Origin of the sequence: Endozoicomonas sp. (assembly GCF_051008435.1) — a bacterium.
Lineage (GTDB): Bacteria > Pseudomonadota > Gammaproteobacteria > Pseudomonadales > Endozoicomonadaceae > Endozoicomonas_A.
Genome location: NZ_JBPCXO010000136.1, coordinates 1 through 12,609 on the forward strand (window position 1 = coordinate 1; position 12,609 = coordinate 12,609).

General features: G+C 47.3%; 10 protein-coding genes. 6 read left to right on the forward strand and 4 right to left on the reverse strand.

Going from position 1 to position 12,609, the window contains the following annotated elements; all coding sequences use genetic code 11:
• Positions 1–98: 98 nt before the first annotated feature.
• Positions 99–617, reverse strand: a complete 519-nt coding sequence (locus ACR2PX_RS06225) for an ISAs1 family transposase (protein WP_433998497.1) — start codon at positions 615–617, stop codon at positions 99–101.
• 213 nt (positions 618–830) lie between these two features.
• Here ACR2PX_RS06225 and ACR2PX_RS06230 point away from each other — a divergent pair, with 213 nt between their 5' ends.
• A complete protein-coding gene (locus tag ACR2PX_RS06230) occupies positions 831–1,091 on the forward strand; it encodes a LysR family transcriptional regulator substrate-binding protein (RefSeq protein ID WP_433998498.1) in 261 nt (86 codons plus the stop codon).
• A gap of 46 nt (positions 1,092–1,137) precedes the next feature.
• Here ACR2PX_RS06230 and ACR2PX_RS06235 read toward each other — a convergent pair whose 3' ends face one another.
• Positions 1,138–1,722 (reverse strand): sulfite oxidase heme-binding subunit YedZ, encoded by a 585-nt coding sequence (locus ACR2PX_RS06235; RefSeq protein WP_433998499.1) that lies wholly within the window; start codon positions 1,720–1,722, stop codon positions 1,138–1,140.
• A gap of 9 nt (positions 1,723–1,731) precedes the next feature.
• Positions 1,732–2,775, reverse strand: a complete 1,044-nt coding sequence (gene msrP, locus ACR2PX_RS06240) for a protein-methionine-sulfoxide reductase catalytic subunit MsrP (protein WP_433998500.1) — start codon at positions 2,773–2,775, stop codon at positions 1,732–1,734.
• Between the two features lie 477 nt (positions 2,776–3,252).
• Here msrP and betB point away from each other — a divergent pair, with 477 nt between their 5' ends.
• From betB to ACR2PX_RS06255, 3 genes are all read left to right on the forward strand, one after another.
• Complete coding sequence (gene betB, locus ACR2PX_RS06245; protein WP_433998501.1) at positions 3,253–4,728, forward strand: betaine-aldehyde dehydrogenase; 1,476 nt, start codon at positions 3,253–3,255, stop codon at positions 4,726–4,728.
• Positions 4,729–4,751: 23 nt separating this feature from the next.
• A complete protein-coding gene (gene betA, locus ACR2PX_RS06250; protein WP_433998502.1) occupies positions 4,752–6,428 on the forward strand; it encodes a choline dehydrogenase in 1,677 nt (558 codons plus the stop codon).
• Between the two features lie 207 nt (positions 6,429–6,635).
• Positions 6,636–7,850, forward strand: a complete 1,215-nt coding sequence (locus tag ACR2PX_RS06255; RefSeq protein ID WP_433998503.1) for a BCCT family transporter — start codon at positions 6,636–6,638, stop codon at positions 7,848–7,850.
• Between the two features lie 106 nt (positions 7,851–7,956).
• Here ACR2PX_RS06255 and pssA read toward each other — a convergent pair whose 3' ends face one another.
• Positions 7,957–8,784: a CDP-diacylglycerol--serine O-phosphatidyltransferase gene (gene pssA / locus ACR2PX_RS06260; RefSeq protein ID WP_433998504.1), complete on the reverse strand. Its 828-nt coding sequence runs from the start codon at positions 8,782–8,784 to the stop codon at positions 7,957–7,959.
• Between the two features lie 481 nt (positions 8,785–9,265).
• Between pssA and ACR2PX_RS06265 the strand changes: the two genes are divergently transcribed.
• Both ACR2PX_RS06265 and ACR2PX_RS06270 read left to right on the forward strand, forming a co-directional pair.
• Positions 9,266–10,570: a tetratricopeptide repeat protein gene (locus tag ACR2PX_RS06265; RefSeq protein ID WP_433998505.1), complete on the forward strand. Its 1,305-nt coding sequence runs from the start codon at positions 9,266–9,268 to the stop codon at positions 10,568–10,570.
• A 529-nt stretch (positions 10,571–11,099) separates the two neighbouring features.
• Positions 11,100–12,422: an IS1380 family transposase gene (locus tag ACR2PX_RS06270; protein ID WP_433998506.1), complete on the forward strand. Its 1,323-nt coding sequence runs from the start codon at positions 11,100–11,102 to the stop codon at positions 12,420–12,422.
• Positions 12,423–12,609: the final 187 nt, after the last annotated feature.

Consider the following 12,609-nt stretch of genomic DNA (forward strand, 5'->3'; position numbering starts at 1 on the left):
TGCCAGCCTGCTGCTGTGATGTTGATTGTACCTCGCTAGGCTTGGCACAAGAGTCACAGTAGTAGACTGGTTCCGCAGTCCACAAGAATCTTCCTTCGTCAAACGCTAAAAACTGCAGAATCGAGTAACAGGGCCAGTTTCAGTGCCCACGGCACACCCTCATTAGATTTAGCATCAACCTTATACTGCCCCAACGACAGACCGGCTTCTGTACACCAGGCGTTCATCATGTGTATGGCATCTTTGCCCTTGTTCCAGGCTGAACCTTTAACGGTCTTGCCATCCAGCGCGACAATCCTGCTATCAGAGAGTTCCAGTCCGGAAAGCACATCCCGTATCCATTGGATGAAGATCTGGCGAAACTCTTCAGGCTCAAGGGCTGCGAAGATACGATTGAAGGTGACAGGAACCGGTATACCACCGGGTAGCGTCAGATGCTTGCGAAACCAGTCCTCCTTACTCTCGACGAAAAGCCGAATACTGTTCCAGTCGTCTGCACCGCAGAGAATGGCACATACCGACATAAACATAACCTCAGCCAGAATGTGCGTACTCTTTTTGGGATCACGCTTGTCAGTGAGTGTGGAGAAACTGGAAAAAAGGGCTTTTGCAGACATCAGGACTCAGATAAAACGGGGTATCATACAAGTTTTTCTTACCGGAGACTGGTCAAAAAACACTCATGTTTTTGCCCTGAGGCTGGTGAGAGTTGATCCTAACTTGATTAATACCATGCCACGAAAAGTTTTAGACGGGCGAACACCGCTTGAAGTCTACACTGGGGTGTCGATTGCACTTATTGCTTGAATCCAGCAACCCTTCAGCGCCCCGTGACGAATGGTGTATTTCAAAGAGAAAATATAACGCCTCAACCCGTCATGCAAACCGACAGCGATGAGTTTGTTCTGTCTCTGGTTGCCGCCAATCTGGGGGTTTCCATCATAACGAGTCGCGCCACTCCCTATGATGTCCGGTTTATTCCTATTAAGGATTTCAGCATTAACCGAAGTATAGGGCTATGTATGTTGCCATCAATGGCAGAGCCTCATGTGTTGGATTTCCATGAGACTATCACCAAACAATGTCGTTAATTATTGAGGCACCGTACATTCAAACGTTGGAGTAACGGCAAAAGACTCATTGAGTCCTTTGCCATTTGATGGGAATTCTGAATGCAAACAATCCGACTACAACAGCGAGATAGATCACTGGCTCCGTGTAGTCACTCTTGGCTAGCCAGATAAAGTGAAGAACCGCCAAAGCTGCTGCCAGGTAGACCAGTTTATGGAGCTTTGCCCAGCGTTTGCCAAGACGGCGCATCATTTTCTTGGTCGATGTCACACCCAATGCGCTCAGGATCAGGACCGTCAAAGCACCCACAATAATATAGGGACGCTGTACAAGATCTTCCAACAAGATCTGCCAGTCCCAGCCCAGCATAAAAGCCAGATACGCCATCACATGAAGTACGGCATAAAAGAGTGAGAACAAACCAATCATGCGCCTGAAGCGAATGAGCTTGTTTATGCCTGTTATTTTTCTCAGTGGTGTTATGGCCAAACTGGCACACAACATGATTAAAGCCCACTCCCCCAGATCTCTGGTCAGAGTATTGGCAGGGTCGGGCCCCAACTGATTAGTAATGACAGAGTAAACAAGCCACCCAAGAGGTACCAGGCACAACGGAAAAACAAACAACTTCGATTTGGCTACCCAATCCATGATTGCCCCCTAGTAGAACTTCTGCAAATCCATGCCTTTATAAAGATGGGCAACTTCCTCTGCATACCCATTAAACTTAGTGGTCTCGATTTGATTCGGCTCCCAAATGGAATTGGGCAATCTGCGCTCTTTTTTCTGACTCCAGCGCGGATGATCAACTTCAGGATTCACATTGGCATAAAAACCGTATTCACTGGGACCTGATTTAACCCAGGTGGTTCTCGGCATGGTTTCTGTAAAACGGATTTTGACAATGGACTTAATGCTCTTAAAGCCATATTTCCAGGGCACTACCAACCTTAATGGAGCTCCGTTCTGAGGCGGCAAAGTCTTGCCATAGACTCCAAGAGCCATGAATGTCAGAGGATTCATAGCCTCATCAATTCTCAGCCCTTCAACATAAGGGTATTCAATAGAACTAAAGCGGGAACGCTGACCTGGCATCTGCTCAGGCGCGTAAAGTGTTTCAAAAACAACATACTTTGCTTTTGAAGTCGGTTGAAAACGCTTCAGCATATCTGCCAGTGAAATACCTGCCCAGGGAATCACCATGGACCATGCTTCAACACAACGAAGACGATAGATACGCTCTTCTACATCATGGGGTTTGAGCATATCTTCCAGGGTGTAGGTTCCGGGTTTCTCAACTTCTCCTTCAATTACAACCGACCAGGGGTCTGTTGTCATATTCTTAGCCAGCTTGGCCGGATCATCTTTGCCATAGCCAAACTCATAGAAGTTGTTGTACCCAGTCACATTGGCGTACGGGGTTAAATCTTCATCGGTCGTGAAGCGGCTTGGCTTATAACCGGCCACTTTCTTTTGCAGCCAGTCCGGGGCGTCGAGTTGTGGAACATTCCCATAACCTGCACCCACCGCTTTTTTAGCTGACTGGGGGTCGGCCGCATCACTGCAACCAGCCAGGGCCAGTCCCATTCCGGCAAAGGCGAATTGCCCCCCCATTTTCAGAAAGCTACGACGATCCTTGTAAACACTTTCTGAGGTAATTTCACTACTGCGGACGTCTCCCGACTTTCTGGTTTTAATCAGCATTGAAGCACTCCTGAATAATTCTCTTATTAATCCTTTACGCACGTTTTCATTAAACAGTTTCACACACAGATAAGAGAAAATGCTATCCGAAAAGTGTCAGAGTCGAAAAACCTCTCAGCAGAAACTCAGAAAACCGTGATTTAGGCTATACCCATAATGACGTCATCAGTGAAGAAATTATTCCATTTTTCACGCATTTGCTCAGCCAGCACAAAATCTATACACTGGCACGAATTAAAATACTTACAGAGACCCTATGCTTCCGCAGCTTCTGCACTTTTTTAGAATTAACTCTCCTTCTACCCAGACTCTGCTGGCGCTGTTTTTACAGCATCATTTTCGACCTTTCTAAATCACACCAAAACCGAGCTAACTCTTTGCTTAGCTACTCAAAATTATTTAAACGTTATTAGATCAAAGGCGCTTCTGTCTGCCTTCAGGACGTTATAGCCAGCCCCTTTTAACCGTTTTTATCCAATGGAGTCACCTGTGTCACTACCCTGCTATCAGAATTTTGTCGATGGCCAGTACCTTGCCAATAAGACCGGCGATACCTTTCCGGTTATCAATCCAGCGACTCGTCGTACTCTGTACACCATGGAAACAGCGGATGATTTTGTTCGCGAAGCTGCTATTGCCAGCGCTCAAAAAGGTTTTGCAACCTGGTCAAAGATGAGTGGAGTGGAGCGCAGCCGGATCCTGAACCGTGCAGTGGCTCTATTACGTGAACGCAATGATGAACTGGCCCGGATAGAAGTGCTGGATACAGGTAAACCCTGGCAGGAAGCCGCAGTGGTTGATGTCGCGTCAGGGGCTGACTCTATTGAATTTTTCGCCGGACTGGCTCCTTCTATCGAAGGTAATCAACAATCTCTGGGGGATGACTTTTATTACACACGCCGTGAAGCTCTGGGAATCTGTGCCGGAATCGGTGCCTGGAACTACCCTCTGCAAATTGCCTGCTGGAAATCAGCGCCTGCGTTAGCTTGCGGTAACAGCATGATTTTCAAACCTTCAGAAGAGACTCCGCTGGGTGCATTAAAGCTGGCTGAGATTTTTATTGAGGCTGGTGTACCTGCTGGTGTATTCAACGTGGTTCAAGGCGATGGTGAGGTCGGAGCATGGCTGACACACCATCCGGAAATCGCCAAAGTCTCCTTTACTGGTGAAGTCAACACGGGCAAAAAAGTCATGGCTGCTGCAGCCACCTCCCTGAAAGAGGTCACCATGGAGCTCGGTGGCAAGTCGCCACTGATTATCTTTGATGATGCTGATCTCGATAATGCTGTGTCCGGTGCGATGCTCGGTAACTTCTATACCCAGGGAGAAGTCTGTACAAACGGCACACGGGTTTATGTCCACAAAGATATTTACCCGGCTTTTATCGAGAAATTACAAGAACGTACTGAGAACAATATCGTACTGGGTGATCCCATGGATCCAGACACCAACATGGGCGCACTGATCTCAGAGAAACATCATCAGCTGGTTCTGGGTTATATCAACAAGGGCATAAAAGAAGGGGCCACCCTACTAACAGGTGGTAAAGCAGCCAGTCCGACTTCAGCGCCAGATGGGTTCTTTGTCGAGCCGACTGTTTTTACTGACTGTCGTGATGATATGACCATTGCCCGTGAAGAGATTTTTGGGCCGGTCATGGCAGTATTTACCTTTGACGATGAAGCCGAAGTGATTTCCCGTGCCAACGATACCGAACTTGGCCTCGCAGCAGGCGTATTTACTCAAGATATTACCCGTGCCCACCGGGTGATCCACCAGCTTCAGGCTGGCATCTGCTGGATCAATAACTACGGCGCTTCACCGGCTGAAATGCCAGTAGGTGGCTATAAACAATCTGGTATTGGTCGTGAAAATGGTGTTGAAACCCTTAAACATTACACCCAGATTAAAGCCGTTTATGTGGGCATGACTCCTCTGGACAGTCCGTTTTAAGGTTGTTCGCAGGAGACAATACCATGACAGAAAGAAAATACGATTATGTCGTTGTCGGTGCAGGTTCTGCAGGATGTGTACTGGCCAACCGATTAACAGAAGACGGCGATAATCAGGTATTACTGATTGAAACCGGCGGCAGTGACAAGAGCATTTTCATTCAAATGCCAACAGCACTGTCCATCCCCATGAATACCAAAAAGTATGCATGGCAGTATGAAACCCAGCCAGAACCTTTTTTAGACAATCGTCGTATGCATTGCCCAAGAGGCAAGGTATTGGGGGGTTCTTCGTCCATCAATGGCATGGTGTATGTTCGTGGCCATGCCAAAGACTTTGACGAATGGCATCAATATGGTGCTACGGACTGGGATTACAGTCATTGCCTGCCGTATTTCCGAAAAGCTGAAAGCTGGGCTTTTGGGGGTGATGAATACCGGGGAGAGAACGGACCTTTGGCCGTCAATAACGGCAACGAAATGAAAAATCCGCTCTACACTACCTTCATCAAGGCTGGAGTAGAAGCCGGTTATATGGAAACAGCGGATTACAATGGCTGCCGACAGGAAGGTTTTGGTCCCATGCATATGACCGTGAAAAACGGTATTCGCTGGTCCACTGCCAATGCCTATCTTCGCCCGGCTATGAAACGCAGCAACCTCACCGTAGTCACCCATGCTCAGGTTCATCGAGTTTTACTGGATGAAAGGCAGGCAACGGGCGTTGAGTATAAGCATAAAGGTCAAATCAAACAGGCTCTGGTCAATAAGGAGGTCATTCTCTCTGCTGGCTCGATTGGCTCCCCTCATATTCTTCAACTGTCAGGTATTGGCCCAAGCGAAGTCTTGCAAAAGGCCGGTATAACCGTGCGTCATGAACTGCCTGGTGTGGGCGAGAATTTGCAGGATCACCTGGAGTTCTATTTCCAGTTCCGCTGCAAACAGCCCATCACCCTCAACGGCAAGATTGATCCACTCAGCAAATTGTTCATTGGTGCTCGCTGGTTCTTCAAAAAGGATGGACTGGGCGCTACTAACCATTTTGAATCCTGCGGATTTATCCGCTCAAAAGCCGGTGTGGAATGGCCAGATTTACAGTACCACTTCCTGCCTGCAGCCATGCGGTATGACGGAAAAAGTGCTTTTGACGGCCACGGTTTCCAGGTACACATTGGCCATAACAAACCCAAAAGCCGGGGCTGGGTAAGAGCCCTGTCTGACAACCCTGACGACCATCCGGAAATCCAGTTTAACTATCTGGCTCATGAAGAAGATCGTGAAGGTTTCAGACAGTGCGTTCGTCTGACCCGTGAAATCATCGAGCAGCCCGCTTTCGACCCATACAGGGGTGCCGAAATTCAACCGGGAGAACAGATTCAAACCGATGAAGAGATCGACGCCTTTGTCCGTGAGTCTGTGGAGAGTGCATACCACCCATCCTGTTCCTGCAGAATGGGAACCGACGACATGGCCGTTGTCGATCCACAAACACGGGTGAGAGGACTCAAAGGTTTGCGAGTAGTGGACTCATCCATATTCCCAACGATTCCTAACGGCAACCTGAACGCTCCCACCATTATGGTGGCCGAGCGAGCCGCAGACCTGATTCGGGAAGCGGAATTGCTCCTTCCATCTTCTGCTGAAGTAGGCATGGACGAAGACTGGCAGGAAAAACAAAGAACAGGGGCGACTCTGCGCTGATATAGAAAACCAATGTTCAAGTTCAACCAGGCACCTCGCTAAGGGCACCGCAGGATTTAACTATCACCAGCGTAAGCATGCAGACTTCAGCATGCTTTCTATTGGCGATACTTAAGCCCTGCAAACCTCTCAGCCATAAAACGATAACTACAGGCATTAATTTATGAACACAGACATCCGCTATCATCAAAACCCGGAGAGCACGATATGACAATGCTTCTCTGTGCCGGTATTTTATTTACCTTTACCGCCATTATTTTTATCCTGATCAAATGGGGTAATATGAGACTGGTCGGTGTAACACCTGTTCGCACTCTCACTTTCGTTGCCATCCTCTTTACTTCCGGTCTTGATGTGGGACTCATTATGTTCCCACTGACTGAGTTTGCCGGTTATGCCGATATTGTAGCCAACCCGGAATATGCCTTCAGCAACCCCCTCGCCCTTGAGTTTGGTTTCTGGGGTTTCCTGATCTGGGGGTTCTACTTCCTGACCTGCTTCTACTTCTGTGCCATTGAGCCCAAAGTGAAGTTTTTTGATATACCCCTGATCAGGTTCATCAATAATGCCGTGATTATTGGCACCTGTGCTTTTACGGCTTACCTGCTGCTCATTAATCTTCCCTGGTATCTACCCCAGATCGGTGATGGTGAAACGATTATCGGCAGTTTCTACCTGATTGTTTTTGCAGTGATTGCTGCCGCTGTTTATTCCAGTACCAGCCTCCGCTTTGTACGTACTCTTAGTTTGTCGTCTAGCTGTCTGTTTCTGGGACTGATCGTTTTGATGTGGCTGGGTGCCTTTACTGGCGAGAATGGTACAGCAGGTGACTTCGTAAAGACCCTTTCATTAATTGGTAGCTACTTCGGCAATATTCATCAGTTTGCTCTGCCAATGAACGATGTCCACGAGTTCTATCTGTTCTGGTGGTTCGCATGGAGCATCATGATTGGTCAGTTTACGTCACGCTTTGTGGGTGGTTTGAAAACCTGGCAGGTGCTTGTAGCCATACTTGTACTACCGTCCATTCCTATCGCTACCTGGTTCACTGTGCTGTATTACTTCCATCTCAATACTCTGGACTCGTCTGGCGTCTACAGTCTGGTCATGGCTGCTGTTGGCATACTGTTTGTCATCAACTCTCTGGACTCACTCATTCGACTTTATACCGATAACCTGAACTTCACTGTACAGCGTGTCGGTAAAGCCAGATACATTGCAGGCAACCTGATAGCCATGGCTCTGCTGACTCTGCTGTTTAAATTTGATTTCCTTCAGATTCAGTGGATTGGCGCCCTGGTTATTGCGCTGCTCATCATCTGTCTCGGCTACATCCTGATCACTCAATATGCCAAGGTCAGAGATATCGACAGCTCGCCAGAAGAAAATGAAATCGACTTCAGCAAGATAGATCTTGCGTGATGAATTCGGGAGGCTTCAGAAGCCTCCCGATGGCTGATTCGATAGATAAAAAAAAGCCTCTGATCTTACGAAAAGGGGCTTTTTTATTGGATCAAAAACCTGCCTGTTATTCTGTAGCCGGTTTCTTTCTTGTTTTTCCCATCAGATACATGAACGGCCCTGAACAGGCGTAACTCAAAAAGATCAACATCAATACTCTGGGAGGATCAGTAAAGACAACAGCAAAGGCCAGAACCATCGCAATCAGGAAAATAAAGGGCACCCGACCTCTGAGATCCAATTTCTTGAAACTGTTGTATTGAAAATTACTGACCATCAGCACTCCCGCCATAGCCGTAATCATGGCGCCAAGCAGAGCAACGCCCAGCATATCGCCATCGATACCAAAATCACTCAACGCCCAGACCATACCGATCACCAGGGCAGCGGCAGCAGGACTGGCCAAACCTGTGAAATAACGGCTGTCAGTCACTTCCAACTGAGTATTAAAACGGGCCAATCGAAGAGCGGCACAGGCTGCATAGATAAAGGCTATCATCCAGCCTACTTTACCCAGGTCCTGGAGTGCCCAACTGTATGCGACCATACCGGGTGCTACACCAAAAGTGACCATATCAGCCAGGCTGTCGTACTCAGCTCCGAACTTGCTCTGGGTGTTGGTCATTCGTGCAACACGACCATCCAGTCCATCCAGAATCATGGCGACAAAGACTGAAATACAGGCTTGAGTAAAAAACCCGGCCTGGGCACTGATAATGGCGTAAAAGCCACAGAACAGGTTACCTGTTGTAAACAGGTTGGGCAGAACATAAATACCTTTGTGGCGAACTGTCTCCCCACCTTCGACCACTTCTTCTTCAAAGTGCTCATCGACGGGAAACCGACCGTCCACAGCATCTTGTTCATTTTCGGGTCGTTCCGGTTTATCGGTCATCTCAACATCTGCTCATCTACATAAAGGTGGAAAAAGCACACTCTATCATGAAAGGCTTCAATACTGCATGACTGCAGAAGTCCAATCTCCAGGAGCCTGTTGGAGTTAAGACAATTTCGGCCTGAACTCCCGAAAGAGCGGCCTCAGCCATTCAGCTATTGACACAATCCCATCGGAAAACCTGACTCGCTCGACTGAAATACAGGCTCGAAAGCATTAGTCCGATAATCTCCTAGCTCATCAGTACAGCAGTACCTTTTTGAATTATCCAGCAAAGCCAGCATTTCTCCTGTGAATATCTATATCTATTCACTTCTTTTACAGGTAGCGACAGGCACTCAACGAGCTACCTTTCTTCCAGATGAATTCAGGCTGACTTATGGGATCGAAAACAAGCACTGACAGGCTCTCTTTGCGACCTGTTATCATTCCTTTGCTCACTGGCTTATTAACATGCAGTGGTATTCATTCAGCCAGAATAATGGCCTCCGCCTCTTCGTCTGTTGTCATCCCGGTAGACTGGATCCACTCCGGTCGAGTACAACTGCCGTTTGTTGCAGCGAATCCAGCTGCTCCCCAAAAGAAGACACTGTTCATCAGTCCTTTTGTGACTAATGCCTGTATAGCAGGAGAATCCTACTCGGCAGAATTAGATCTGGATTTTGATGCACTCATTGATGGTACGAACTCTCCAGGCGTCACGCTCAACGCTTCGACTCTCAGCACAGAGAGTCAGAACTGGTCCGTAACACTGTCCCCTCTGTCCCTTTTGTCATTCCTGAACGAGCCATTTTCTTTCTTGTTCATGACTTTCGACAGCGGTCTCCCGTGTTTCCCTGCAGAACCTCATGCACCGAGTGTTTTAACACCCCAGCGACTGAATCTGACACAGGCTCTCACCAAAGCTCGCCAAAGCGATGCAGATGTCGCTAGTCGAAAGCTTTCATCGCCTGTCGCTTTTCCAATACTGGTCAGTATTGATGAAAATGGTTTCGTCACCTTGTTTATTGTTGAGTTGAACGCAAAGGGGGGTTATCGAATAAGGAAGATCACAACAACCGTTCACTTCACTTCTCAGGATGCTCAGGATCTGCTTGAAGAGCTCAGAAAACACAGTAACGTTTCGTTTGCCGCCAGCTCGGCTTGTGTAGCATTCGATAGACGACTTCAATTCTTGATAACAGATGAAGCCTGTGAAACAGATGACTTTCTTCAAAGTGAAGACACGATAGTCTACGTGGATCGCTTCACTGATATTCGATTCTTCCAAGGTCAGCTGATGAAGCGCATCCGTTGGAGCGATGATATATCCGATGAAATCACCGTAATCAACCGGACCGACCCTGACTTCAAATGGCCTTACGAGCAACCTCGTTTCCTTCCATACAAAGGAAATCCAAGGCAAGTGCCCACAAAAGGTAATCGAAAGTCAGCGCCGCTGAAACAACAGAGAACAGTGACAACAGAGACAATTACCGATATGTCGGAAGCTGCCCTCCAAGATCAACTGATCTCTGATCATCAAAATGGCTGGAACATCAGGGAAGACTGGCGAAAAATAGTAGCCAAACTGGAAAATGCCGGAAAATACGATGAAGCCATTGCTTATTTAAAAGTTATCATCGAATTCTACCCTTCGAATTTCGCCCCCAAAAAAGCCTTGATCTGGGCACTGGTTAAACGCAATAGCATAGGAGAAGCCAGGCAATTGATCTCCGACTGGATGCGCAACCCCGACAACACACAAAAAAAGGTAGGTATACTGCTAGGAGCCTGTCGGACTTAAGACTATTTCGGCCTAAATTCCAGAAAGAACGGCCCAATTATTCGATGAATTCGATTAAATAGGTCAACTATTCTCACGAATCCATCGAAGCTGTCTGGGAGCCTGTCGGACTTACCACTGACCTACTGCGAAAAAGCCGGATTTGGACATTTTTTATGATTCTTTTCGTTGAATAGCTCGCTATTCGCCTCAAATAATCATAAAAACTGTCTCAAACCGGACTTTTCCTCGCTACGGTCGGCTAAGTCCGACAGACTCCTAGAACGCTCAAGACTGTCGACTCGTTCTACTGACTCTTCAATAGAGAGTATGCTCGAAAGCATAAGTCCGACAGACTCCTAGAAAATTATTCAGTTATTTCATTTCTATCATTCTTCCCTGTCATGATCCAATTCCACCTTAAGTCCCGCTTAACGATCTGAAGAAGTAAGACAGAATGAACTGAAAGGAGCGCCCTCTGTGCTGTTCAGGCAAAATACCTGTGTTAATAACAATGCACTTGCAAGGTGCTACACAGGGACGCTCCAAGATGTTAATTCCAAAACCTGAAAAAATCGACATAGATTTTACTGATGCCAAAATCACAGGTATGGCAGGCAGCCTGTTTGTAGCTCGGCTTGCCAATCAGCTCAACCTGCCAGATATGCTTGAAAAGCAAATCCATCTCAAGAAACGAAATCGTGGCTGTGATGACAAGGACTCCCTTCTTGGTTTGATTCATAACTTCTGCGCTGGAAACGGAAAACTGTCTGACATGGATACTCTGCGTGCAGACAAACCAGCAGTCAGCCTCCTTGGTCTTGAAGATGTACGATCTTCCAAGCGCATGGGAGAGTACCTGACGTTATTTAATGCAAACACAGTGAAAGCCTTGTATTCCGTTGCCCGCAATCTTTGCCTGCAAATTGCACCTGACGTGATAAAGCATTTTATTGAAGAAAAAGACTACTTGCCGGTATTTCTTGATGGCACTGAAATCGAAGTGACAGGGCGTCATTTTGAACAGGCTGACGTTGGCTACAGCGGCAACAGGCAGTATTGGCTTCATAATATTTTCATTGGCCATCTATGGGTCAGTGGTCGTCTTAATCCCGGAGCCAGTGACGTATGTATTGGTTGGAAAGAACAGCTCGAAAATGATGTTGCACCGTTAATAGAGCAAGGAGTTCCAGTCTGGGCTCGTATGGACAATGCGTATTACAGGAAAGAGGTTGTCGAATGGTTTGAGCAGAAACAATGGGACTTCTCTATCAGTGTGACTAATAGCAACAACTGTCGCCCAGTGCTTGATTGCATTGAAGGGTTACCTGACAGTGCCTGGACAGCTATTCGCAGCGATAAAACTGAAGAAGCTATCTTCTCTTATCACCAGCCGGCCAAATGGCAACGAGAACAAACCTATGTTGTTACCCGACGCTGGCATGACGGAAAACAATGGTTACTTGAGCCCAAATACTGTGTGATTCTCGTGAGCAGATCCGACCTGCCGTTGAAAGAATTGGTCAAACGTCACCGTGAAAAGCAGGGGCAGGAAAATGCTCAGAAAGGCCCGCTGATTGATTTGGATCTGCATCATCCTCCCTGTAGAAAGTTTCACGCCAATCAAGCGTTTTACGCCTGTGGCCAGATCGCCCAAATTTTACTGAGAGCCTTGCAGTACAGGGCGATTCCTAAAACAGAAAGAAAGCATGGAATCCGTCCCTTGATTCGAAAGCTTGTGCGATCGGTAGGCCGACTAACGTGTAGTGGTAGGAAATGGACTGTGCATTTTGTGAAAACAACAGTAGCTCTGGACTGGTTGTGGGAAGCCTCAGAAAGACTGGATGTGGAAAGAGGTTCGGTTAGTACATAACGCTGACCGAAAACTCTGTTTTTTTTAAACTGAACGCACTAGCTGCGGGATAGGTCGTGCACTGAAAACGCAGATCAAACGCAGAATTGAGTAAAAAGAAGCGGAACAATTATGAACACAAGCTGATGCTGTAGATTAGACTGCAAAGTGTATGAAAACTGTACTCTCTTACCAAAAGTACAGCCTG

Excerpts from the sequence above, each read along its gene's own strand:
- ACR2PX_RS06225 (WP_433998497.1), bottom strand. The coding sequence starts at position 617 with ATGTCTGCAAAAGCCCTTTTTTCCAGTTTCTCCACACTCACTGACAAG.
- ACR2PX_RS06235 (WP_433998499.1), bottom strand. The coding sequence starts at position 1,722 with ATGGATTGGGTAGCCAAATCGAAGTTGTTTGTTTTTCCGTTGTGCCTG.
- msrP (WP_433998500.1), bottom strand. The coding sequence starts at position 2,775 with ATGCTGATTAAAACCAGAAAGTCGGGAGACGTCCGCAGTAGTGAAATT.
- betB (WP_433998501.1), top strand. The coding sequence starts at position 3,253 with ATGGAGTCACCTGTGTCACTACCCTGCTATCAGAATTTTGTCGATGGC.
- betA (WP_433998502.1), top strand. The coding sequence starts at position 4,752 with ATGACAGAAAGAAAATACGATTATGTCGTTGTCGGTGCAGGTTCTGCA.
- ACR2PX_RS06255 (WP_433998503.1), top strand. The coding sequence starts at position 6,636 with ATGACAATGCTTCTCTGTGCCGGTATTTTATTTACCTTTACCGCCATT.
- pssA (WP_433998504.1), bottom strand. The coding sequence starts at position 8,784 with ATGACCGATAAACCGGAACGACCCGAAAATGAACAAGATGCTGTGGAC.
- ACR2PX_RS06265 (WP_433998505.1), top strand. The coding sequence starts at position 9,266 with ATGGCCTCCGCCTCTTCGTCTGTTGTCATCCCGGTAGACTGGATCCAC.
- ACR2PX_RS06270 (WP_433998506.1), top strand. The coding sequence starts at position 11,100 with ATGTTAATTCCAAAACCTGAAAAAATCGACATAGATTTTACTGATGCC.